Here is a 20768-nt window from a genome sequence, read left to right on the forward strand (position 1 = left end):
ATACGACTGCTATCAAGTTTGTCGCGAGTAAAACCTGGCAGCCACGCGATCAAGGGCGATGAAAATCCCGCCAAGAGCCAGGAATATTACGCCCAAGATCGTCATGTTGATCAGAACGGCGTTTAGGCCAATGTCGCTCACCTCCAAAAAGGGGTAGGGATAAAATCCCGAGAGATGACCATGGATCAGCGAGTATACTGAGTAGAGCGCGGGAAACAGCAGCCACCAGATCGCATCACGCCAGGAAAGCCTGCCGCGTTCAACAAGGAAAATCCAATCCAGCGCGGTGAGTAACGGGATCCAATAATGAAGTATCTGGTCCCCCCACAATTGCCACCCGCGTGGATGCCAAACGTCCTGCAGCACCCATACATAGACGCAGCCCGCGACGCCGACATAAATGAGGAGTGCGGTTTTCGTGGCTGAACGTTTGGCCCATCGTCCGATCCCCGATGACGGCGTGATTTCAGCCGACAGCAGTGCAATAACGAGCAGAATATTCGCTTGGATCGTAAAATAGCTCAGGAAATTGGTCGTCAATCGTAATCGTGAGACATGGACTGCCGGTATGATGGCCGCGTATGAGATGACGATGCCTGATAGCGCCAGCAGTGCGATCATCCAACGCCAGAATCGGACTGAAATTCTCTTGGACATCGCGGTCTCGCAGAGTTCTAGGGCAACCGACCCCCGCTCGCGAGGTGCACGACTTACGCATATGTCGTAGATCGAGTCGACAATACCCGTCTCTAGCGCACCAGCTCAAAAATCGAAATCTATTTTCGGCTTCATGACTTGGAGAAGCCGCGCTGCTTAACCTTTCGTCACCCTCTTGCGCAGCCGTACGGCGATTAGCAGTGCTCCTTCGGCAGCAATAATCGTTAAGAGGACCCAAAAGCCGGTCTGGACAACGTCTCTTCCGCTGTAGCGCAGGCCATAGCCGAGGCACAGAAAGGACCCGTTCCAGATCAAGCAGCCAAGCGATGTCGCCGCCAGGAAAGTTTTGGGATCGAGCCGCAGGGCACCCGCCGGCAAGGCCATATAGATCCTGACTGCAGGGATGATCTGGCCAGACAGCGTCACCCAGAAATGGTTGCGGCGATAGCTGTCCGTCAGCCCGTCATAGAAGGAGAGCCGCAGCAGTATGTATCCACCATAATTGGCGACTGTACGACGAACCCTCTGCGGTCCGAACATCCAGCCGACGGTATACCAGCCAAGCCCACCTGTTACCGAACCGGCTGTCATTGCCGCAATGGAAAAGACAAGCGTGAGGGGATCGGGCGCCATCAAGCCAATGAGCATCAAAAGGATGTAGGATGGGAAAACCGGGACAAACTTTTCCACGACGGCGAGACAGAAAATTCCCCCAAGCCCGAAGCTGACGAATAGTCTGATCGTACCAGGCGCTTGCGCCACAAGTTCCTGCGCCGTCATGCGAGCTTCGATCCCACCGATCCGGAACCGTTCAAGACTTTGCAATCGCCAGCCTTGGAGATCTGGTAGACGGAGGCTGGCGGCAGGTTCCAGACAGTTCGGCCGATCCGCACGTCTCTAAGGTTTAAATGATCCAGCACCTGGTCCGGCACCGGACAGCGAGGGCCATAGGTGATCTGATGAAATGCTCCGCCCGGTTTGAGATTCTTGAAAGCGCCGCCGAGAATGGCGCGGATCTCCCGTACCCGCATGGCACGAAAGCCCAGTCCGCTGACCACCGCACCGAAGGGAGCGCCTTCCAACAGTTCCATCTCGCCAATCCGCGCCGCGTCCAGGCACAGCACGCGCGCCTTGGGGAATCGTTTTTGCAGGAGCCTGGCGAAATCAGCACTCAGCTCGACCAGCGTGAGATCATCTTCGCGAACGCCTCGTTCGAGAAGTGAATAGGTGAAGGCTCCCGTACCCGGGCCTAACTCCATAACCGCACCTGTGGCGGGTCCAATGCCTTGCGTCATCAAGGCAGATACGCGAGAACCCGAAGGGGCTACGGCCGAGATGGCACGGGGATTGCGAAGCCAGGCAAGAAAGAACGAGGCGGCGTCAGTGAGCAGCATGACAGCCACTCTCAATTGCGAAATATCGATCGGCGGTGAAGTCGTTGGGGTTACTGGGCATTGGTGCTTCCTTCCAAGATGAGGAAGCGACGTCTCACACACCCAGATTGAGAAAACCTGTCATGCCGGAGTGCCTCGGAAGATAGCGGCTTACGTGGATCGAGGACGAGAAGCCTAGGTCCGCAACGGTCTTTGCAAGGTTATCGCAATGTAGCGATACTAAGTTCCGCGCGCCCTATCGATATGGGCGGGGGATGGAGTTTATCGAATGCGCGTGCTTCTGGTCGAGGACGAGCGGCCCATGGCCCTGGTCCTGCGCAACGGACTTGTGCGACACGGCATGGTCGTGGACGACGTGGCAAGCCTATCGGAGGCGGAAGCCGCGCTCCACAACGATATTTACGATGTCGTGGTGCTGGACCGCCGGCTGCCTGACGGGGATGGCCTTTCGCTGGTCAAGCTGCTGCGCGCCAAAGGCGATGTCGTGCCCGTTTTGGTCTTGACGGCGAAAGGCGACCTGATCGACCGGATCGCCGGCCTTAACAGCGGCGCGGATGATTACCTCGGCAAACCCTTTGCGTTCGAAGAGCTTCTGGCACGCTTGCGGGCAATCTTGCGTCGACCGGTTCATTTGCAACCCGACATCGTCAACCTTGGCCGCATGTCGTTCGATTTCGCCCATCGCGAGGCCCATGTCGAAGGTGTCCATCTGCGCATGCCGCGCCGCGAACTGCTGGTGCTTGAAGCACTGATGCGGCGCATGGGGCGCATGGTGCTACGCGAGACGCTGATGGAGGCCGTTTTCGGCATGAACGACGAAATCGAGTCAAACGCTCTCGATACGCATATCTCTCGCGTTCGTCGCAAACTTGCCGACGCGCAGGCCGGTATCACCATCAGCGGCATTCGCGGCGTCGGCTATCTCCTGCGCGAGACTGCATGATGCGGCCACGCTCGCTGAAATGGCTGCTCGTCAGCAGGCTGGTGACGCTACAGGCAGGCATGATCGCCGTCGTCCTGCTGCTGGTTATAGCCGCGATCTGGAGCACCGGTTATCTTCTCGACGAGTATGAAGGCGGCAGCCTCGATGTTCTGGCTGATGCTACGGAGCGAGACCCGACGGGAGGATTGGCGCTGCGAGAGACGCCGGAGCTCGCGCATCTTCGCGCCAAGGCGCCAGATTTGTGGTTCATGGTTCGCGACACTCAGGGACACCGCCTGCAAGAAGGCAACATTCCTGCAGCCTATCTGCCTGTCGTCGCAGTGCTTGACCAATTCAGCGATGCCCGGCTGAGCGACCGGCCGGAATTGGCCGGAAAACCCGATGCGGTAATCAAATGGGTGGAAAGCCCTGCCGGCAGGGTCCAGATCCTGACGGGTACGAAAGGGCAGATGTCCGTGCAAAGACTCGCAAGGGGTATTTCAGGCGGCTTTGTCCTGGTGATGCTGCCCATTATCGTGCTGATGGCACTGGCGACCTCGCTTGCCACTCCGCTGGTGGTTCGCCGGGCGCTGGCTGGTCTTGGCCGGACCGTAGCGCAGGCGGCCCACATCGAGTTCGACAAACGTGGCGCCCAACTGGAGGTGAACGATGTTCCCGCTGAGATCGGTCCGCTCGTCAGCGCGGTCAATGACACACTGTCCCGCCTCGATGCAGGATATGAACGGCATCAGCATTTTCTGGCTCAGGCGGCCCATGAGCTGCGCACGCCGATCGCTATCCTGAACGCACGCGTTGCAGCCCTCCCCGCCGGCCAGGACAAGCGCGACTTGCTGGAAGATGCGGCGCGGCTGACAACACTTGCCGGACAGCTGCTGGATCTTCAGCGCCTCGATCAGAAGCGAAACGATTTCCTGCCGGTGAACCTGACCGCCATGGCCAAGCAGGTGCTGTTCGACCTTGGCCCCTTGGCGCTGGATGCCGGTTATGATGTGGCCTTCGAACCGCAATGCGACGAGGTACTGGTGACGGGCGACCAGACGTCGTTGGAACGGGCGCTGACCAATCTGGTTCAAAACGCCATCGATCATGGAGGGCGTCAGGGAACGATCACGGTTCGCGTCGGCAAGAGCGGCTTCGTTGAAGTTTGCGACGAGGGCAACGGCATTCCCTGGAGCGAACGCGAGCAAATCTTCGAACCTTTCAATCGCCTGGGCTCCGAGGGCCGGGGTGCCGGACTGGGACTCAATCTGGTTCGTGAAATCATGCAGCTCCATGATGGCTCCATCGCCGTGGTCGATGTCGCCACCAAGGGCGCCTGCCTCAGGATGTCGTTTCCCGCAGCACCTTCAGCGTAATCAATGAGACGATATCGGCGTCATCAACGGATCGTCGCCGACGATCTCGACCAGAAAATCGAGAACCGTCCTGATCCGCATCGGCAGGTTTCGGCGCGACGGATAGACGACACTGATCGCGAAACGACTCGGTGGAAAATCGGGCATGACGTTCACCAGCCTACCGTCCGCGATGTCAGATCCGACCAGAATGTGGGAAAGCACGGCAAGTCCGTTTCCGGCAAGCACGGCACGATGGACCGCGATCGAATTGCTGGCGACCAGACGAGGCGCGATGCGAACCGCCACATCCTCTGCTCCATTGGAGAAAGACCAGGAGCGGGCATCGCCTGCGCGGCTGTAGCAGATGCAGTCGTGGGTGCCGATATCTTCAGGCGTTTCAGGCGCTCTTCGTCCCCGCAGGTATGCGGGCGATGCGACGAGAAAGGCGGTGGTCCAGCCGATCCGGCGGCACATGAGACTACAGTCGGCCACCAGCCCGAGGCGAACCTCCAGATCAATGCCCTCCCCCACCAAATCGGAGGGTTCGTCGCGAAAGATCAATTCGACGGCTAGCCCGCGATGGCGTTCGAGCAAAGCCCCCAGGCGGTCGCTGACATAAAGCCCTAGCGGTGTGGGCAGAGCGAGCCGCACTTTGCCTGCGACGGCCGCGCCCTCACGGCATGTCGTCTCAGTGAGTGCCTCGACGGCCTCTATGATCTTCTGTGCCATCGGGATGATCTGCTCGCCCTCGGCTGTCAATGCAAGCGCGGTCGTCGTGCGATGCAGGAGACGCGTATTGAGGTGCGCCTCCAGTGCCGAGACCTGACGGGAGATCGCCGGTTGCGTCCGCCTGAGGTCGGCGGCTGCCGCGGAAAACGAGCCGGTTTCCACCACCCTCATGAAAGTCTGCAGCGCGCATACGATATCCATTTCCGACCGTCCCATACTTTTCAGCATAAGCCTTATGTCCGCAGCTTAGTCCGGCAGGGGTTTACTGTCCAGCTATTAAGGATATATTTTATCCATAAGGACAATAAATATCCTTAATTATGGGGATGGCAATGACACAGCGCTTGAACTACGCCCAACAATCCCCGGAACTCTTTCGGAAACTCTCGGAACTCAGCATGGCCCTGAAAGACAGCGCCATCGAGCAGAAGATCCATGATCTCGTGCAGATCCGCGCATCTCAGATCAATGGCTGCGCCTTCTGTCTCGACATGCATGTCAAGGAAGCCAAGATCCATGGCGAGAGCGAGCTCCGGCTCTACCACATCGCCATCTGGCGGGAATCCAATCTCTTCGTGCCCCGGGAACGGGCTGCTCTCGCCTGGACGGAAGCCGTCACGAAACTGCATGAGGGCGGCATTCCCGATGAACTCTACGAGCGCGTGCGCGGTCAGCTTTCCGAGAAGGAAATCTCCGACCTCACCTTCGCAATCATGGTCATCAACGCGTGGAACCGCTCCAGCATTGCTTTCAAATCCGTGCCCGGCTCCGCCGACAAGGCATACGGCCTCGATAGGGCCGGCCTCAACTGAGCCTTTCGCCCGAAAGGCTCCTTGACCGACACGCAACGGCACGACCGGCTGCGGAACGCCCAGTAAACATCGTCATCAACGGCAGAACCGGCCTGACCGGTTCAAAGACCGCAATCAACAGGAGACAGTCATGACCGTACAAAACACTTCCCATCCCATTAAATCAGCCCCCGAAGAGCTGGTTCCCTCGCGCTACGCGGTGAAGATCGGCGAAATCGACGTGCTTGTGGTAAGCGACGGCGTACTGCCATTGCCGACAAAGATGCTGGGCTACAATGCCGATCCGGCCGAACACGCAGGCTGGCTGAACGACATGTTTCTGCCGCCGGACGCTTTCGACTGGGCGCTGAATGTGGTCGTGGTGCGCACCGGCAAGCAGACCATCCTCATCGACGCAGGCTTGGGCTTGGACCCGGAGTTGAACCTGCCGCGCGCCGGGCAATTGATCAAGCGGTTGGAAGCCGCCGGCATAGACCTTGGATCCGTGACCGATGTGGTGCTGACCCACATGCATATGGACCACGTCGGCGGCTTGCTCGTCGACGGCGTGAAGCAGCGGCTGCGCCCGGACCTGCGCATCCATGTGGCCGCCGCCGAAGTCAAGTTCTGGGAAGCCCCCGATTTCATGCATGTGTCGATGCCGCCCGGTTTCCCCGATGCGCTTCGAGCGACCGCCAAGCGGTTCCGGGAAGAGTATCAGAGCCAGCTGCGACTGTTCGACGACGAGCGCGAGGTAGCGCCTGGCGTCATCGTCTCCCGGACCGGCGGCCACACACCCGGGCATAGCGTGGTCCGTGTGGCATCCGGCAAAGACAGGCTGATGTTCGCCGGCGACGCCGTGTTCGCCGTCGGATTCGAGCATCCCGACTGGCACAATGGCTTCGAACACGATCCGGAAGAAGCAGCGCGCGTCCGCGTTCGCCTCCTGCGGGAGTTGGCGGAGACCGGCGAGCTTCTGGTGGCCACCCACATGCCGTTCCCCTCCGTCGGCCATGTGGCGGTCGATGGCGACCACTTTCGTTGGGTGCCGGTCTTCTGGGACTACTGAGACCTTGATGGCCGGGGCCGAGCCGGGCGCGAAGCCTTCGCGGTCGGCGCGGCTCATACGACGCGGCTCCCATGGGGCCGCCGCAAACCACAACCACCTGAAATAAATGAACAATGCGGCACCCAAGGTGCCGCGAATGGAGAAGCTCATGAAAATCGTCATCATCGGCGGAACCGGCCTGATCGGTTCAAAGACGGCCGAACGCCTTCGCAAGCAAGGCCATGAAGTCATCGCCGCAGCCCCCAACACCGGCGTCAACACTATCACCGGTGAGGGCCTAACCGAGGCATTGAGTGGCGCCTCCGTCGTCATGGACCTGGCAAACTCGCCATCCTTCGAGGACAAGGCGGTGCTCGAATTCTTCGAGACGTCTGGCCGCAATCTGGCGGCAGCGGAAAAGGCGGCGGGTGTGAAGCATCACATCGCCCTTTCCATCATCGGCGTCGATCGCCTGCCCGAAAGCGGCTATATGCGCGCCAAGGTCGCCCAGGGGAAGATCATCCGGGAATCCGGCATTCCCTATACGATCGTCCATTCGACGCAGTTCATGGAATTCCTCAGCGGCATCGCTCAGTCTGGCAAAATCGGCGATACGGTACGTCTGTCGCCGGCCTTTGTGCAGCCGATCGCGTCCGACGATGTCGCCGACAACATGACCGTCGTTGCGAACTCGGCTGCCATCAACGGCATTGTTGAAATCTCGGGTCCGGAACGTGTGCGGCTGAATGAGCTCGTTGCCCGCTATCTCAAGGCGATGGGCGATACAAGCAAGGTCGAGGCCGATCCGGAAGCCCGTTATTTCGGCGCCAGGCTGGAAGACGGCTCGCTTGTTTCCGACAACAATCCGCGCCTCGGCCGCATCACCTTCGAGCAATGGTTCGCAACTTCTGCCCGTAAATGACCCCTGCCGATAAATCGTCAGGCGCCGTGCCGCCTCACTCTTAAGAAAGGAATTCGAGATGCTGAAGTCAATTCTCGGCCTCACCCTGGCCGCTCTTCTGTCCACCACCGCCGTTGCCCATGATGCCGGGGAGAAGGACGCGAAAGTCACGCTGGTTTACCAGCACGAGCTGCCGAACGTTCCCGGCAAGAGCATCAAGGGCATTCTCGTCGAATACGGCCCGGGTGGCTTTTCCGAAGGCCATACGCATCCAAGCTCCGCCTTCATCTATGCAACCGTTCTGGAAGGGGCGATCCGCAGCCAAGTCAATGATGGTCCGGTGGAAGTCTACAAGGCCGGCGAGAATTTCTCCGAAATGCCCGGCGATCGCCATGGCGTCAGCGAGAATGCCAGCAAGACCAAGCCGGCGAAACTGCTGGCCGTCTTCGTCGTCGACAGCAGCCAGAAAGAACTGACCTTCCCGATCAAGAAATAACCGGCTGCGAGATGGGTGCCTGAGGCACCCGTCCCTCCCAGCCTTTTGGAAATCATCGTCGGTGAGCCCCATCATGTTTGGTGAAGATCATTCCCTGCCGCTCGTCCTCATCAATCTTCTCGGGCTCGCCGGCATTCTCATTTGGCATATTCAGGGGCGCCGGCACCCGACCGCGCGCCTTGTCGCGCAGATCCTGTTTTTCGCCGGCATGACACTCGTGCTCTGGCTTGCCGGCATTTCGCCCTATCATCTCGACGACGGTGAACTCCAGGGTGCAGGCATCCTGCTTGCCAAATCTGCCAGGGTGCTCTGGTGGCTGCATCTTGCCTGGACGATGATCGGCTTCGTCCACATCTATCTCACTCTCAATCGCCGTCCGCATGAAGCCCATCTCCTGCAGGACCTGATCGTCGGCATCGTCTATCTCGGCGCCACATTATCGGTCATCGGTTTCGTCTTCGGCGCACCCGTGGGGCCGCTGATTGCCACCTCGGGCGTGGTCGTCGTCCTTATCGGCCTTGCGCTGCAGAACACGCTGGCCGATGTCTTTTCCGGGATCGCGCTTGCACTGGGCCGCGCCTATGTGATCGGCGACTGGATCCAGCTTGCCGATGGCACCGAAGGGCGCGTCGTTGAAACCAACTGGCGCTCCACCAACCTGCTCTCGGGCGGAAATAACGTCGTCGTACTGCCGAACGGCGTCCTGGCGAAACAGGGTGTTACCAACCGCAGCCGCCCGGATGAATCGCACCAGATATCGCTGACGATGCGAGTTTCCGCCGCTCACAAGCCGCGGCTCGTCGAAGAGCTCATGATCGCCGTTTTGCAGCACAGTGAAAGGATCGTCATGAACCCGCCGCCGGCCGTCGCGCTCAAGACCATCGACGCGATTGCCATCGAGGTCGAGCTGCTATTCCGCGTCGCGAGCGCGGCAAGCCGCATGTCGGCCCAAAACGAGATCATCGACCTCATCTACGAGCATTGCCGGACGGACGGCGTATCATTGGCAATGCCGGCGCAAAGCCTCGTCTGTGTTCCCATGGGTGAACCCAAGGAGCAGGCTGCTTTCACGACGATTTCATCCGGCGCGCTCTAGCACCCATTCAAAGGAGCTTTTCCAGAGCTCCGGCGGGATTTCCTGCGACAGGATGCCGACAAGGTCGGACAATTTGACGCCGCGTAATTTCTCGCGCCAGGCTTCGTCGGCCGCCCACATGATGCGCGCGACCGCGCAGGGGCTGCTTTCGCAATAATCCTTCGGGCGACAGGGGTTATTGGCACGAATATTGGTGCAGACGAAGGTTCTTTGCCGGCCTTCGACAGCCTCTACAATATCAAGAAAGGTGAGATCTGCAGGCGGTTTCGCCAGCCTGTAACCGCCGGAAGGACCAAGGGCGGTATCGACAAGCCCGGCCTGCGACAGACCCTGCAGTGCCTTCGAAAGATATTCCTTGGGGAGCCCGTGAAATTCTGCCAGCGCCTTGGTGGAGAGATAACGGCCCTCTGGCAGGCCTGCAAGAATGGCGCAGCAATGAAGCGCCCATTCGACTTGGCTTTTCAAAATCATAAATACACACCAAAGGCCTGCGGTTGGCATACATTGATCAAGGATAAATAATATCCTTATTTGATCATCATGTAAACAAACGCAAAGTGCGCATCCGCTACCGTCCTACAGTACCGCGGCCAAGAGAACCACCTAGACCAAAGTATCATTCAGCGCGGTCACGCATGCGACTAGCATTTCGTCATCAGCCAGCGCCGGTCCGGGTTCGATCTGGTGATTAAGCGAGGATCTCGTATGTACCAGGATTCCATCATCAACTTCGCCGAGTCCGGCGAACACAAGGCCGTCATCGTGCGCACGCAGCTATTCGCTTTCCTAATCGGAGCAGCAATGGCGGGTGCCTATATCGGCTTTGGCGATATCCTTATGTTTACCGCCGGCGCGCACGCGGATGCGGCCTGGGCGCATCTCATCATGGGTGCGGTCTTCTCATCCGCCCTGACGATCGTCGTGTTCGCCGGTTCCGAACTCTTTACCGGAACGGCCATGTACATGCCGCTTGCTGTTCTGACGCGGCGCGCGCATCTCTCGGACATGCTGCTCGTCTGGTGTGCCGCCTGGATCGGTAATCTGATCGGCGCGGTGGTCCTTGCCGGACTGTTTCATATGGCGGGCGGCGGCGTGCTGCTGGGCGACGGGAGCCAGGAATTCTTTTCCGTCGTCTCCGCAAAGATGTCGGCGGGTTCGCTTGCGCTTCTCGCGCGCGGCATTCTGTGCAACTGGCTGGTCTGCCTGGCGATCTGGATGGCGGGGCGAACCGACAATGCGGCCGCAAAGATCATGCTGATCTTCTGGCCGATCACGATTTTCGTCGCCGCCGGATACGAGCACTCCGTCGCAAACATGTTCACCTTCGCCATGGCCCTGATGGGCGACCATCCGGCCAACATCACCCTTGCCGGCGCTGCTCACAACCTGATCTGGGTCACGCTCGGCAATCTGATCGGCGGCGCCGTCTTCATGGCCTTGGGCTACTGGGTCCAGTTCCAAAGCAGCGGCCATGTTTCGTTCGCACCAGCTCCCGCAGCCATCCGGCCTGAGATCGCCGGCAAGGGAAACCGGAAATGAGCACCCCAAACCGGCCGGCTCGACGGTATGAGCCTCAGGCCGTGGATTGAAAGCTGCCCGGCTAGGCGATAACCTGCCCTCAACGTCATCGTCGCCCCCACGTAGCCGCACCACACCTATGTACAGGTTAAGTGGTGTTCATAAGAGGATAAGCTTGCGGTCGAACAGGCTGAGGGAAGAATGTCCATAGCGTCAATATTGCTTCGTGCCCGCGATCCAGGCCAGGGCCATAACCTGGCCTTCGGCGTGGTTGCCGTCACGCTTGCGGCCGTTATCTTCTGCATCGATACCTATACCGATATCGAGGGTGCGATCGCGGTTCTCTACGTTGTCAGCATGCTCCTTGCCGCTCAATCGATGACCCGCATCGGTCTGCTTGTCATCGCGGCAGGATGTGCCGCCCTGACTTTTCTCTCTTACGCCATGACGCATGGCCAGGAAGCAAACCTTCAGGAAACACTCCGTCTGTTCGGCGCGCTCGCTGCACTGTCCGTGACGACCTTGCTACTCCTCAAAACCGAAACTGCACGGCTCAATCTACTTTCAACCCATTCTGCATTGTCGGAAAGCGAGGCAAGATATCGCTCGATTTTCGATCGCACACGCGTTGCCCTCTGGGAGCGCGATTATTCAAAGCTGCGAAGCTATCTGATGGATGTCAGGGCGCAGGGCGTTATCGACATCAAGGCTTATGCGCGTGTTAACCCGACCCTGGTCGACCACTGTGGCAGTCTCATCAAGGCGGTAGCGGCAAACCAAGCCGCCCGCGAATTGCTGGGTCCAAACTCCTCCGGCATGGGCATCCCACAGCGGGCGCTTATTGCCGGCCAGGAGAAGTTCCTTGATATGCTGCAGGCGATAATGAATGGCGACCGAACTTTCGAAGACAAGGTGGAGGTGCAAACCGACGATGGCGAAGAAAAGCTCGTGCTGCTCAGCGTCAGCCTTCCGGAAGATCCAGCCGCCTTCGGCCGCGTCGTCGTCAGCATGGTCGATATCACCCAGCGTGAATTGGCTCTGAAGGCGCGGGCCGAGGCCCAGGCGGAACTGACGAAGGCTTCGAGAGCCGCAATGGCCGGCGCGATGTCGGCGTCACTTGCCCACGAACTCAACCAGCCGCTCGGCGCGATTGTCATCAACGCGCAGACGCTGCTGCGATGGCTCGATCGCGAACCGCCGGATCTCCCCGCCGTGCGGCGCTCGGCCGAAAGAATGATCCGCGACAGCCAGCGGGCAAGCGAGCTGATCCAGAATGCGCGCCGTGTGCTTTCTTCGCCGAACAACGATCTCGAGAATGTTGATCTCGGCAGTCTGATCGATGAAACGATCGCCTTGATGGAGCACGAGCTTCAGCAGAGCAAGACGGCCGTGCTGGTCGACTACAGCCCGCATATCCCCACCGTATCGACCGTGAAAATCGAATTGCAGCAGGTGCTGATCAATCTCATGACGAATGCCATTCAGGCAATGGATGAGGCCGGGTGCTCCGAGCGGAGTATCAGGATAAAGATGGATCAGCCTGATATCGAGCATGTCTGCATCGCGGTGCGCGATACAGGCCCCGGCATTGGCGCCGATGCGAAGGACAGGTTGTTCGCGCCGTTCTTCACCACCAAGGCGACCGGCATGGGCATGGGCCTTTCGATTTGCCGCAGCACGCTGGAGGCCCGCGGCGGAAGGCTCGATGGAACCAATCATTCCGAAGGCGGTGCGCTCTTCGAAATGCAGCTGCCGATAAAGCCGGAGGCGGAGCATGCCTGATCAGCGCAAAATGCAAAAGGAGCCGCCCAAGCCAGTGGTCTTCATCGTCGACGACGATCTGTCGATGCGCGAGGCCCTCTTGGATCTCTTTCGCTCGATGAAGTTCGAGGCGCAGGCATTCGAGAGTGCCGCGGCGCTGATGGACGTGACGAACTTCGACCGCCCGGGCTGCATCGTTCTCGATGTCCGCCTGCCCGGCCTCAACGGGCTGGATTTTCAGGCACAGCTGGAGCGCCTTGGCAGCAAGATGCCGATCGTGTTCATGACCGGGTTTGGGGACATACCGATGACCGTGCGGGCGATGAAGGCCGGCGCCGTCGACTTTCTAACCAAGCCGTTCAAGGACCAGGATATTCTGGATGCCGTGGCGGCAGCGATGGAACGCGACACGCAGCGCCGGCGCCAGCATGCGCAGAACGAAGCCATTGTTTCGCTTGCGGATCACCTCACCCCGCGCGAGCGCGAGGTCATGAAGGCCGTTGTGATGGGGCTGATGAACAAGCAGATCGCCTACGAGCTCGGCATCAGCGAGGTCACGGTGAAACTGCACCGCGGCAATGTCATGCGCAAGATGGAGGCACGCTCGGTCGCCGAGCTGGTCCGCAAGGCCGAAGTGCTGGGCGAAAGCATAAGCCCACCTGTCTCTTAGTATGATATCTTTCAAGTGAGCTTCAGAGCATAAAGATCACTATAAGCGCCGAAAAGCAGCCAGAAAGGGTCGCTTCGTTGCCTCCGACACCGACCATAGCCATCGTCGATGACGACCACGCCATCCGGGAAGCCATGGATGATCTGGTGAAGTCCTGTGGTTACGACAGCCGCCTGTTCGCGTCGGCCGAGGAGTTTCTCGCCTTCGAACCGCGCTCGGCAATCGACTGCATGCTCGTCGATGTGAAGATGCCCGGCCTTAGCGGGATCGAGCTGCAGACGGAATTGAACAGGCATTCGGACCGGCCGCCGATGATCTTCGTCACCTCCTACAAGGATGAGCGGACGCGAAAGAAAGCCATGAACGGCGGCGCCCTCGCCTTCCTCGGCAAGCCAGTGGATATCGCAAGGCTCATCGATTGCCTTGAGTCCGCGCTCGGTCATTGACGGCCGAAAGATAACCCTAGGCCATCTGCCCTCTTCGACTCATCCAGCCCTTGCAATCACTCGTCTGCCGATCGCACTCCGCGGCCTCGGGGCTAGCCCGAGGGCGGAGCCGCGCCGGTCGATACCGTGTATTCGCGGATAGACATATACCTTTTGCCGAATACTACTAGACCTAGGTATAGATGTGCGATTGCCTCTGCGGTTGTAGCCTCCAGTCATCAGATTCAGCGACAGGAGGAGACGATGCCCAGACTTGAAGTGACGCATACCATCGCGGCTCTTCTTATGGCCGGCATTGTCGGCTCGACGTCCATCCACCTCGCAAACACCGTTGAGACACGACCTCATTCGCCTGCATTGCAGGGCGCCCCCTCGCATTCGCATTGGCGTCCGGGTCATCGGCAAGTGAAGTCCTAGCCGCCATCGGCCGCTCGTCCTCAGAGACCTTGGCCCACGCTTCAGCGGTCCTGCACACCCATCCACATGAAAGGAGTAACAGCAATGGATTCTCTATCGAGACGCTCGGTTCTTGCCCTCGGAGCCATGGGAGGTGCCGCGCTGGCGACCGGCGCTGCCCAGGCGGCCAGTTTCGGCAATCCCGATCAACCGGCCGAGGGGGCGATCAATGCCAATCCCGCCGGCCTTTCCGACCCCGGTCCGAAGAACCCGGCGCTCGGCGAGCAGTTCCCCTCGTTCCAAAGCCCGCCGGCCACCGATATCGGCGACATGCAGCTCTTCTGGGCATCGTTCAACAACGCCGCCAAGCGTATCCAGAACGGTGGCTGGGCGCGCCAGGTCACGAAGTCGGATTTCGCGATCTCCGAAGCCGTCTCCGGCGTCAACATGCGCCTCGGCCCCGGCGGTGTCCGCGAGATGCATTGGCACCGCGCCGCCGAATGGGCCATCATGACCAACGGGCGCTGCCGCATCACCGTCCTCGATGCCCAGGGTCGTGCCTATGTGCAGGATGTGGAAGAAGGCGATCTCTGGTATTTCCCGGCCGGCTTCCCGCATTCGCTGCAGGGGCTTGGACCGGACGGCTGCGAATTCGTGATCGTCTTCGACCAGGGCGACCAATCCGAATACGGCACGCTGCTTCTGACCGATTGGCTGGCCCATACGCCGCCGGAACTGCTTGCCAAGAATTTCGGCGTTCCGCAGGACGCATTCAAGAACATTCCGCTGCAGGATCTGTGGATCTTCCAGGGCAAGGAACCGGGCCCGCTTTCGGCCGATCAGGAGGCCGTTGCTTCCGCCGGCCTGCCGCCCTACCCCTTCACCTACAAGCTGACCGCTTCGGCACCGTTGAAGCAGAATGCATCGGGCACCATCCAGCTTGCCGACAGCAATACATTCAAGGTCTCCAAGACCATTGCCGCAGCGATCGAGACGATCAAGCCCGGAGCCGTACGCGAGATGCACTGGCATCCGAATGCGGACGAATGGCAATACTGGATCAAGGGTGAAGGACGCATGACCGTGTTCGATGCCGGCCCGCGCAGCCAGACCGCCGACTTCCGGCCGGGCGACATCGGATATGTGAAGAAGAGTCAGGGCCACATCATCGAGAATACCGGCAAGACGGACCTGCAATTCGTCGCCGTCTTCAAGGTGGCTGAATATCAGGAAGTGGGTCTGTCATCCTGGCTCACCCACACGCCACCGGCGCTTGTGGCGCAGCACCTCAATGTCAGCCTGGCCGACATTGCGAAGTTCCCCGCCGATCAGCCGGGCATCATGCCTCGCTGATTTCAGATTGCCGCGGCGCATTGGCGCTGCGGCAATCCGCGTCACTGCAAAATGCGACGGATGCGGTAGGCGCAGCGGCGGGCTCCCGCCAGAATATGTTCGTCGCGCTGGATCGATACATCTTCGCCCATGACTTTTTGGAAGATGGCCAGTTCGGTTCGGCAAAACCCCTGGCACACCTGCGCTGCGGCGCATATGGGACAATGGTTCTCCACCAGCAGCCAACCATCGCCGTCAGGCGCTACAGACCACTCTGCCATGTATCCTTCGCGAGACCTGATGTCGGTCAGTCCGGCAAGACGGCCTTCGATACTCCCCGCTGTGGCCAGAGCGTCGACATAGGATTTTTCCGTTTCCAGCTCGCGCGCCGTAATCAGTTTCTCGAGCCCGGCTTCGCCGAAGGCAGCACGAATGCCTTTGATCAATCCGAGGGTGAGCTCCGCATGGGTGTCGGGAAAGCGGGATCTGGCGGCTTCGGTAAGATGCCAGAGCTGCTTTGGCCGCCCGACGCCGGCCGAGATGGTTTCGGCCGTCACGAGGCCATCATCACCGAGCTTGAGCAGCAGCTGGCGCGCGTTCTCGCCGGTAGTGCCGAGACGCTGTCCCAGCTGCGCCGACGTCTGAGGGCCGCGCATCTTGATCTCCAGCAGCACGCGCTCTCCAGCAGCACCCCTTTGTTTTTCCAAGCTATTGCTTGACATACTACTTTCCAAAGATATTTTCCAAGGTAAGGCTTGCTAAATAAACCATCTCCATGAACCCGACAATACCGGAGCTCGATATGTCGTCGCCGCTCGTTTCCCCTTTAAACGCCATTGATATCCAGAGTTCTCATCTATCCAGGCATTCCGATAGGGCGGTGGTCTGATTCCATGACCGCGATAATCCAAACGCTTCTGGCGCGGCTTGAAAGCGGCGATGACGGCCCGCTCCTGCGCTTTGCTCTGGGTAAAAGTCTGCTGGATGCCAGTGATGCAAACGGCGCGCTTCCGCACCTGCGCGAGGCTGTCCGTCAGAATTCAGACTACGCTGCCGCATGGGCACAACTCGGCCGCTGCGAACTTGCTCTTGGTGCCGAAGACGCCGCCATCGAGGCCTGGAGTCGAGGTCGCGACGCTGCTCGCCGGCATGGCGAGGTTCAAGCCGAACGCCAGATCTCCGTCTGGCTTCGGCGGGCTGTTGCAAGGAACGCCGGCAATGCCTGACGTGTTTGGTGTTTTGCTGCTCAAATCCATCATAGGATTGGGCTTTGGGGACTGTTTGCGGCCTGGAGCAACCTAGTTGGGCTTCCCGGCATCGCATCATACGCGGCTCGCGGAGCAACCGAATGCAGCACGAGCCGCGCAGAGACTTAGTAGCGTTGGAAGGATGCTAATTGCTTCCTAACTACGCGAAAACGACTTCTTCCATTTCGATCTTGCTCGTGTCGATTTCCATCGCCAACCCGGGTCGATCCGGCACTTCAATCATGCCGTCAATGACATCGAGGGGATCAACGAGGAAATGCTCGTGCACGGCATTCCACTTGACCAGATACTCCTGATAGGGCGTGTGGATCGGCGATTGCACCGCCGAAAAATGCGCCGTGGCAAAACTTGAATGGCCGTGGGGGATGGTGACAAGATCGTGGACCGAGGCGTAGGCGGCGATCTTCAGTGTTTCCGTCAATCCACCGCACCAATAAATATCCGGCTGAATGACGTCGAGCGCCTCCGAGTCGATGAAGCGTTTGAACCCCCAGCGCGTATATTCGTGTTCGGCGCCGGACAGCGGGATACGAATGCGCTCCCGGATCTTGCGATAGCTGTCGATCCGATCGGGCATGACGCATTCTTCAAGCCAACGAGGCCTATATTGTTCGATCCGATCGGCAAGATCGACGACATAGCCGACATCCATAGCCTGCCAGCAGTCGAACATCAGATCATAGTCTTCGCCGACCGCTTCGCGGAGTGTGCGCACCAGCTCGACGTTTTTCTTCAAGCCCTCCGCGCCGCTCATCGGTCCATGGCGAAAGAACCATTTCTGAGCCCGATAGCCCATTTCCTTGTATTCAATCGCACGCTCGCGGACCCGACCGGGGTCGAGAACCGCAAAGCCGAGCATCGAGGCATAGGCTGGAATCTTCGTCTGCGTCGGCCCGCCGAGCAGACGATAGACCGGCTGGTTCAGCCATTTTCCGCGCAAGTCCCAAAGCGCGCAGTCGATGGCTGAAATCGCCAGCATGGCGTCGCCCTGTCGGCCGTGAACCATGAAACGGTGCATCTGGTCCCAAAGGCGTTCGCCGGCTATCGCATCTTGACCGACCAGCAATCGCCGCAGGCTTTTTGCAATGATGAATGCCACCCCTTCCGGAATTGGCCCAGCCAGACCGGTAACGCCTTCGTCCGTATGGATTTCGACGAAATAGGTGACGATCTTGAATCCGTCGGCGGTCTGCACACCACCCTCGAAGTCATTTCGCGTCCGGTATTCGGGATAGATATCGACGGGACGAACAAGGCGTTCCTCCCAAAGATCTGCCTGTGTCGGCAAGGTGCCGGCCAATTTTCTAAGACGGATTTCCGTTATCAGCATTATCGGACCTCGACTGCGGAGTTAGACCGGTTTCGCCCAAACAGGACGGTGATGATGGTAAGAACAACGATCGACATGGCGGCCATCAGCGCCAACCAATAAAGGCCGCCGTTGAAATCGCCCGTCGAGTCGCGGATGGTTCCAATGACCCAGGGATTGACGACACTCGACAAATTGCCAAGCGCATTGATGAGTGCAATGCCACCGGCAGCAGCCGCACCGCTAAGGATTGCTGTGGGCAGGCCCCAGAAAACCGGCATGGCGCCGAAGACACCAAAAGCGGCAACGCAGAGAAAAATGAGTTTCACCGTCGGATCACCGGCACTCCCGGCCCCGACCAGGCCGATAATGGAAATGGTCAAGGCACAATAGTTCGCCATCCGGCGCTTGCCCGGCAGGTCGGCAAGGCGGCCGAGCAACAGCATGCCCGCAAGGCCAAACAAATAGGGAATGGCCGCGACGAAGCCGGTCTGCAACTGGCTGAGACCGAACCCCTTGAGGATCAAGGGCAGGAAGGTGCTGACCGCGCCATTGAGGTTTGTGAGGCCGTAGTACATCAGGCAGAAAAGCAAGACCTGCGGGCTGAGCAAGGCCTTCAGGAGCTGCTTGCCATGACCGCTTGCACTCAGCGCCGACCGCTCCCGTTCCTCCTTGGTCAGCCGCTCCACCAGCCATGTCCGTTCAGCAGCATCGAGGAACTTTGCTTCCGAAGGGTTGCTCGGAAGAATGAACGGGATGCACACGGCCAACAACACGGCTGGAACACCCTCAAGCAGATACATCCATTGCCAGCCATGCAGTCCTAAAATTCCGTCCATCTGCAAAAGCAAGGTCGATACCGGCGTGCCGATCACCAAGGCAATTGGAATCCCAGCCATGAACAGGCTGATGATACGGCCGCGATAGGCCGAGGGATACCAAAGCGTCAGATAGAAGACGACGCCCGGAAAGAAACCGGCTTCGGCAGCGCCAAGCAAGGCCCGCAACACGTAAAGACTGCCCGCGCTCCAGACCAAGGCATGAGCGCTGGAAAGCAATCCCCAGGTCAACATGATCCTGGCGATCCACCAGCGGGCGCCAAAGCGCTCCAGCGCCAGATTGGACGGAATTTCCAGCAAGACGTAGGGCACGAAGAACACGCCGGCGGCAAAGCCGAATGCGGCGGTCGACAGACCAAGATCCTGGTTCATCGTCAGCGCCGCCACGCCGACATTGGCGCGGTCAAGAATTGCAATAAAATAAGCAAAAATCAAAATCGGCAGCAAACGCCACGTCAGCTTGCCGATAACAACCTGTTCGGAAACAGCCATTCTCTCCTCCTAGAGATCCATTCGCTCTAACACCGAAGGATGCCTTCACCTCTCCGAGCTTCCGGTTGATCCCTTCAAATGATTCCCGGAAACGTTTCCGGCATTGCCATGCCTCAAGGTCACTGTCAAGTAAGGGACACTTTGCTATCGACGAATTGAGCCTCATGAAGAAACCAACCAACGTCGGCATTCGGGAACTTGCAGCCCATCTTGGCATGGCCATCAGTACGGTCTCACGGGCGATGAACGACCGCAGTGAAGTGAGCGCCAAGACCCGGAAAAAGATCCTCGATGCCGCCGAACAATTGGGCTATCGGCCAAATCAGTCCGGACGAAGCCTGCGCAGCGGATCGACGAAAGCCATTGCCCTGACGATGCGCACCGACATTGGCCGTTCGACTGCCGGCGAGACGTTTTTCATGGCACTCAGCGAGGGCCTGCAAAGCGCACTTGCCGATGCCGGGCTGGACCTGATCATTCTGCCCTGCGCCTCCGACCAGGACGAGAACCAGTTTCTCTATCGCGCCGTCGACAGGAAGCTGGCCGACGGCTTCATCATTTCCAACGTTCAGCGCTTCGACCCACGCATCGACTATATGAAGAAATGGCATGTGCCTTTCGTCGCGCTCGGAAGCAGCGAGACGCCGGGGGATTACGCAGCTCTGGATCTGGACTTTGCCGGCGTCGCCCTGAGGGCCGTAAGGCGGCTGATTGATCATGGCCATCGGCGGATAGCGCTGGGACTGACGGCGCAGGAAACCAACAACAACTACGTTTTTCTCGAAGGTTTCCGTCGCGGCCTTGGCGAGGCAGGGATCGAGTTCGACGACGCCTTGGTCTTGCGCCTGCACGACCGGATTTCCGGCGGCTATGAATTGGGATCCGCTCTTCTGGCGATGGACGTCCGCCCCACCGCGGTGGTGCTGATTCAGGAAACCATGGCGATGGGCCTCTATCAGCGCCTGGGCGAAGCAGGCCTGCAACCCGGCAGGGATCTCGCCGTCATCGGGTTTCGCGAAAATCCGGTCTGCCGCTACCTGACCCCGCCGCTGACAAGCTTCCGCATCGACTTGAAGCAATACGGTGTCCGGCTGGCCGAGATGATGGTTTCCGTACTGGAGGGCATGACCATTCCGGAAGCGCAATCGACTTTGACGCGCGAAGTCTGGTCAATGGATATTGTGCCCGGCCAAAGCGACGCCGAGCCTGTACGCTAGGCAAGAATGCCAGCAATCTTTGGTGACCTGGCAGAGCGCGCAGGTACGCCGAACACGATCGGCGATTGCCCCCGCTGATGTTCACCTGAACCGACCCGTCTGACGCCAACATGCCGCCGATGCACAAG

General features: G+C 59.4%; 23 protein-coding genes. 15 read left to right on the plus strand and 8 right to left on the minus strand.

What is annotated here, in order from left to right; genetic code table 11:
* Positions 1-12: 12 nt before the first annotated feature.
* The 3 genes from BSK43_RS30565 to BSK43_RS30575 all read right to left on the minus strand — a co-directional run bounded on the left by BSK43_RS30565 (position 13) and on the right by BSK43_RS30575 (position 2051).
* Entirely contained in the window at positions 13-657 is a 645-nt protein-coding gene (locus BSK43_RS30565; RefSeq protein WP_077467271.1) for a Pr6Pr family membrane protein, read from the minus strand.
* A 156-nt stretch (positions 658-813) separates the two neighbouring features.
* Positions 814-1437 (minus strand): DedA family protein, encoded by a 624-nt coding sequence (locus BSK43_RS30570; protein ID WP_077467272.1) that lies wholly within the window; start codon positions 1435-1437, stop codon positions 814-816.
* Entirely contained in the window at positions 1434-2051 is a 618-nt protein-coding gene (locus BSK43_RS30575) for a methyltransferase domain-containing protein (protein WP_077467273.1), read from the minus strand. The genes BSK43_RS30570 and BSK43_RS30575 overlap by 4 nt, the downstream gene beginning before the upstream one ends.
* Before the next feature lie 268 nt (positions 2052-2319).
* Between BSK43_RS30575 and BSK43_RS30580 the strand changes: the two genes are divergently transcribed.
* Together BSK43_RS30580 and BSK43_RS30585 are read left to right on the plus strand one after the other, a co-directional pair.
* Entirely contained in the window at positions 2320-2994 is a 675-nt protein-coding gene (locus BSK43_RS30580) for a response regulator transcription factor (protein ID WP_077467274.1), read from the plus strand.
* On the plus strand, positions 2994-4349 hold the full coding sequence (locus BSK43_RS30585; RefSeq protein ID WP_077467664.1) for a HAMP domain-containing sensor histidine kinase: 1356 nt from the start codon (positions 2994-2996) through the stop codon (positions 4347-4349). The genes BSK43_RS30580 and BSK43_RS30585 overlap by 1 nt, the downstream gene beginning before the upstream one ends.
* Here the strand turns inward: BSK43_RS30585 and BSK43_RS30590 are convergent, their stop codons facing one another.
* On the minus strand, positions 4350-5261 hold the full coding sequence (locus BSK43_RS30590; protein ID WP_077467275.1) for a LysR family transcriptional regulator: 912 nt from the start codon (positions 5259-5261) through the stop codon (positions 4350-4352). It abuts the gene before it with no gap.
* 131 nt (positions 5262-5392) lie between these two features.
* On the opposite strand from BSK43_RS30590, the gene BSK43_RS30595 reads away from it, so the two are divergent.
* From BSK43_RS30595 to BSK43_RS30615, 5 genes are all read left to right on the plus strand, one after another.
* A complete protein-coding gene (locus BSK43_RS30595; protein WP_034484416.1) occupies positions 5393-5872 on the plus strand; it encodes a carboxymuconolactone decarboxylase family protein in 480 nt (159 codons plus the stop codon).
* Positions 5873-6002: 130 nt separating this feature from the next.
* The gene (locus tag BSK43_RS30600) at positions 6003-6920 is read left to right on the plus strand and encodes an MBL fold metallo-hydrolase (RefSeq protein ID WP_077467276.1); all 918 of its coding nucleotides are present in this window, start codon (positions 6003-6005) and stop codon (positions 6918-6920) included.
* Positions 6921-7068: 148 nt separating this feature from the next.
* Positions 7069-7821, plus strand: a complete 753-nt coding sequence (locus tag BSK43_RS30605; RefSeq protein ID WP_077467665.1) for an SDR family oxidoreductase — start codon at positions 7069-7071, stop codon at positions 7819-7821.
* 58 nt (positions 7822-7879) lie between these two features.
* The gene (locus BSK43_RS30610) at positions 7880-8296 is read left to right on the plus strand and encodes a cupin domain-containing protein (RefSeq protein ID WP_077467277.1); all 417 of its coding nucleotides are present in this window, start codon (positions 7880-7882) and stop codon (positions 8294-8296) included.
* A gap of 73 nt (positions 8297-8369) precedes the next feature.
* The gene (locus BSK43_RS30615; RefSeq protein WP_077467278.1) at positions 8370-9392 is read left to right on the plus strand and encodes a mechanosensitive ion channel family protein; all 1023 of its coding nucleotides are present in this window, start codon (positions 8370-8372) and stop codon (positions 9390-9392) included.
* Here BSK43_RS30615 and BSK43_RS30620 read toward each other — a convergent pair.
* Positions 9375-9863 carry an Rrf2 family transcriptional regulator gene (locus tag BSK43_RS30620; protein ID WP_068391423.1) on the minus strand — a complete coding sequence of 163 codons (489 nt, stop codon included), beginning with the start codon at positions 9861-9863 and terminating at the stop codon, positions 9375-9377. The genes BSK43_RS30615 and BSK43_RS30620 overlap by 18 nt on opposite strands.
* Positions 9864-10097: 234 nt before the next feature.
* Between BSK43_RS30620 and BSK43_RS30625 the strand changes: the two genes are divergently transcribed.
* The 6 genes from BSK43_RS30625 (at position 10098) to BSK43_RS30645 (ending at position 15536) form a co-directional block, all read left to right on the plus strand.
* Positions 10098-10931: a formate/nitrite transporter family protein gene (locus tag BSK43_RS30625; protein ID WP_077467279.1), complete on the plus strand. Its 834-nt coding sequence runs from the start codon at positions 10098-10100 to the stop codon at positions 10929-10931.
* 180 nt (positions 10932-11111) lie between these two features.
* Positions 11112-12692 carry an ATP-binding protein gene (locus BSK43_RS30630; RefSeq protein WP_136687369.1) on the plus strand — a complete coding sequence of 527 codons (1581 nt, stop codon included), beginning with the start codon at positions 11112-11114 and terminating at the stop codon, positions 12690-12692.
* Positions 12685-13341, plus strand: coding sequence for a response regulator transcription factor (locus BSK43_RS30635; protein WP_077467280.1), 657 nt, complete (start codon positions 12685-12687; stop codon positions 13339-13341). Before BSK43_RS30630 ends, BSK43_RS30635 begins: the two co-directional genes overlap by 8 nt.
* A gap of 77 nt (positions 13342-13418) precedes the next feature.
* Positions 13419-13787 (plus strand): response regulator, encoded by a 369-nt coding sequence (locus BSK43_RS30640; protein ID WP_077467281.1) that lies wholly within the window; start codon positions 13419-13421, stop codon positions 13785-13787.
* 243 nt (positions 13788-14030) lie between these two features.
* Entirely contained in the window at positions 14031-14204 is a 174-nt protein-coding gene (locus tag BSK43_RS35280; protein ID WP_169055484.1) for a hypothetical protein, read from the plus strand.
* Between the two features lie 84 nt (positions 14205-14288).
* Positions 14289-15536, plus strand: a complete 1248-nt coding sequence (locus tag BSK43_RS30645) for an oxalate decarboxylase family bicupin (RefSeq protein WP_077467282.1) — start codon at positions 14289-14291, stop codon at positions 15534-15536.
* Positions 15537-15577: 41 nt separating this feature from the next.
* On the opposite strand, the gene BSK43_RS30650 is transcribed toward BSK43_RS30645, so the two are convergent.
* Positions 15578-16189 (minus strand): MarR family transcriptional regulator, encoded by a 612-nt coding sequence (locus tag BSK43_RS30650; protein ID WP_348641766.1) that lies wholly within the window; start codon positions 16187-16189, stop codon positions 15578-15580.
* 219 nt (positions 16190-16408) lie between these two features.
* Here BSK43_RS30650 and BSK43_RS30655 point away from each other — a divergent pair, with 219 nt between their 5' ends.
* Entirely contained in the window at positions 16409-16741 is a 333-nt protein-coding gene (locus BSK43_RS30655) for a tetratricopeptide repeat protein (protein ID WP_077467284.1), read from the plus strand.
* Positions 16742-16922: 181 nt separating this feature from the next.
* Here BSK43_RS30655 and BSK43_RS30660 read toward each other — a convergent pair whose 3' ends face one another.
* Positions 16923-18113, minus strand: a complete 1191-nt coding sequence (locus BSK43_RS30660) for an enolase C-terminal domain-like protein (RefSeq protein WP_077467285.1) — start codon at positions 18111-18113, stop codon at positions 16923-16925.
* Positions 18113-19423 (minus strand): MFS transporter, encoded by a 1311-nt coding sequence (locus BSK43_RS30665; RefSeq protein ID WP_077467286.1) that lies wholly within the window; start codon positions 19421-19423, stop codon positions 18113-18115. Before BSK43_RS30665 ends, BSK43_RS30660 begins: the two co-directional genes overlap by 1 nt.
* A 164-nt stretch (positions 19424-19587) precedes the next feature.
* Here BSK43_RS30665 and BSK43_RS30670 point away from each other — a divergent pair, with 164 nt between their 5' ends.
* Positions 19588-20640, plus strand: coding sequence for a LacI family DNA-binding transcriptional regulator (locus tag BSK43_RS30670; RefSeq protein WP_077467287.1), 1053 nt, complete (start codon positions 19588-19590; stop codon positions 20638-20640).
* Positions 20641-20768 lie beyond the last annotated feature (128 nt).

The sequence above is a fragment of the Rhizobium sp. P44RR-XXIV genome (assembly GCF_001999485.2).
Classification (GTDB): Bacteria; Pseudomonadota; Alphaproteobacteria; order Rhizobiales; family Rhizobiaceae; genus Rhizobium.

What these genes read in the sequence shown, in the direction of transcription:
- BSK43_RS30635 (WP_077467280.1), top strand. Translation starts at nt 12,685, where the DNA reads ATGCCTGATCAGCGCAAAATGCAAAAGGAGCCGCCCAAGCCAGTGGTC.
- BSK43_RS30600 (WP_077467276.1), top strand. Translation starts at nt 6,003, where the DNA reads ATGACCGTACAAAACACTTCCCATCCCATTAAATCAGCCCCCGAAGAG.
- BSK43_RS30665 (WP_077467286.1), bottom strand. Translation starts at nt 19,423, where the DNA reads ATGGCTGTTTCCGAACAGGTTGTTATCGGCAAGCTGACGTGGCGTTTG.
- BSK43_RS30575 (WP_077467273.1), bottom strand. Translation starts at nt 2,051, where the DNA reads ATGCTGCTCACTGACGCCGCCTCGTTCTTTCTTGCCTGGCTTCGCAAT.
- BSK43_RS30620 (WP_068391423.1), bottom strand. Translation starts at nt 9,863, where the DNA reads ATGATTTTGAAAAGCCAAGTCGAATGGGCGCTTCATTGCTGCGCCATT.
- BSK43_RS30565 (WP_077467271.1), bottom strand. Translation starts at nt 657, where the DNA reads ATGTCCAAGAGAATTTCAGTCCGATTCTGGCGTTGGATGATCGCACTG.
- BSK43_RS30570 (WP_077467272.1), bottom strand. Translation starts at nt 1,437, where the DNA reads ATGACGGCGCAGGAACTTGTGGCGCAAGCGCCTGGTACGATCAGACTA.
- BSK43_RS30630 (WP_136687369.1), top strand. Translation starts at nt 11,112, where the DNA reads ATGTCCATAGCGTCAATATTGCTTCGTGCCCGCGATCCAGGCCAGGGC.
- BSK43_RS30580 (WP_077467274.1), top strand. Translation starts at nt 2,320, where the DNA reads ATGCGCGTGCTTCTGGTCGAGGACGAGCGGCCCATGGCCCTGGTCCTG.
- BSK43_RS30610 (WP_077467277.1), top strand. Translation starts at nt 7,880, where the DNA reads ATGCTGAAGTCAATTCTCGGCCTCACCCTGGCCGCTCTTCTGTCCACC.
- BSK43_RS30625 (WP_077467279.1), top strand. Translation starts at nt 10,098, where the DNA reads ATGTACCAGGATTCCATCATCAACTTCGCCGAGTCCGGCGAACACAAG.
- BSK43_RS30605 (WP_077467665.1), top strand. Translation starts at nt 7,069, where the DNA reads ATGAAAATCGTCATCATCGGCGGAACCGGCCTGATCGGTTCAAAGACG.
- BSK43_RS30660 (WP_077467285.1), bottom strand. Translation starts at nt 18,113, where the DNA reads ATGCTGATAACGGAAATCCGTCTTAGAAAATTGGCCGGCACCTTGCCG.
- BSK43_RS30645 (WP_077467282.1), top strand. Translation starts at nt 14,289, where the DNA reads ATGGATTCTCTATCGAGACGCTCGGTTCTTGCCCTCGGAGCCATGGGA.
- BSK43_RS30585 (WP_077467664.1), top strand. Translation starts at nt 2,994, where the DNA reads ATGCGGCCACGCTCGCTGAAATGGCTGCTCGTCAGCAGGCTGGTGACG.
- BSK43_RS30655 (WP_077467284.1), top strand. Translation starts at nt 16,409, where the DNA reads ATGACCGCGATAATCCAAACGCTTCTGGCGCGGCTTGAAAGCGGCGAT.
- BSK43_RS30615 (WP_077467278.1), top strand. Translation starts at nt 8,370, where the DNA reads ATGTTTGGTGAAGATCATTCCCTGCCGCTCGTCCTCATCAATCTTCTC.
- BSK43_RS30590 (WP_077467275.1), bottom strand. Translation starts at nt 5,261, where the DNA reads ATGGATATCGTATGCGCGCTGCAGACTTTCATGAGGGTGGTGGAAACC.
- BSK43_RS35280 (WP_169055484.1), top strand. Translation starts at nt 14,031, where the DNA reads ATGCCCAGACTTGAAGTGACGCATACCATCGCGGCTCTTCTTATGGCC.
- BSK43_RS30595 (WP_034484416.1), top strand. Translation starts at nt 5,393, where the DNA reads ATGACACAGCGCTTGAACTACGCCCAACAATCCCCGGAACTCTTTCGG.
- BSK43_RS30670 (WP_077467287.1), top strand. Translation starts at nt 19,588, where the DNA reads ATGAAGAAACCAACCAACGTCGGCATTCGGGAACTTGCAGCCCATCTT.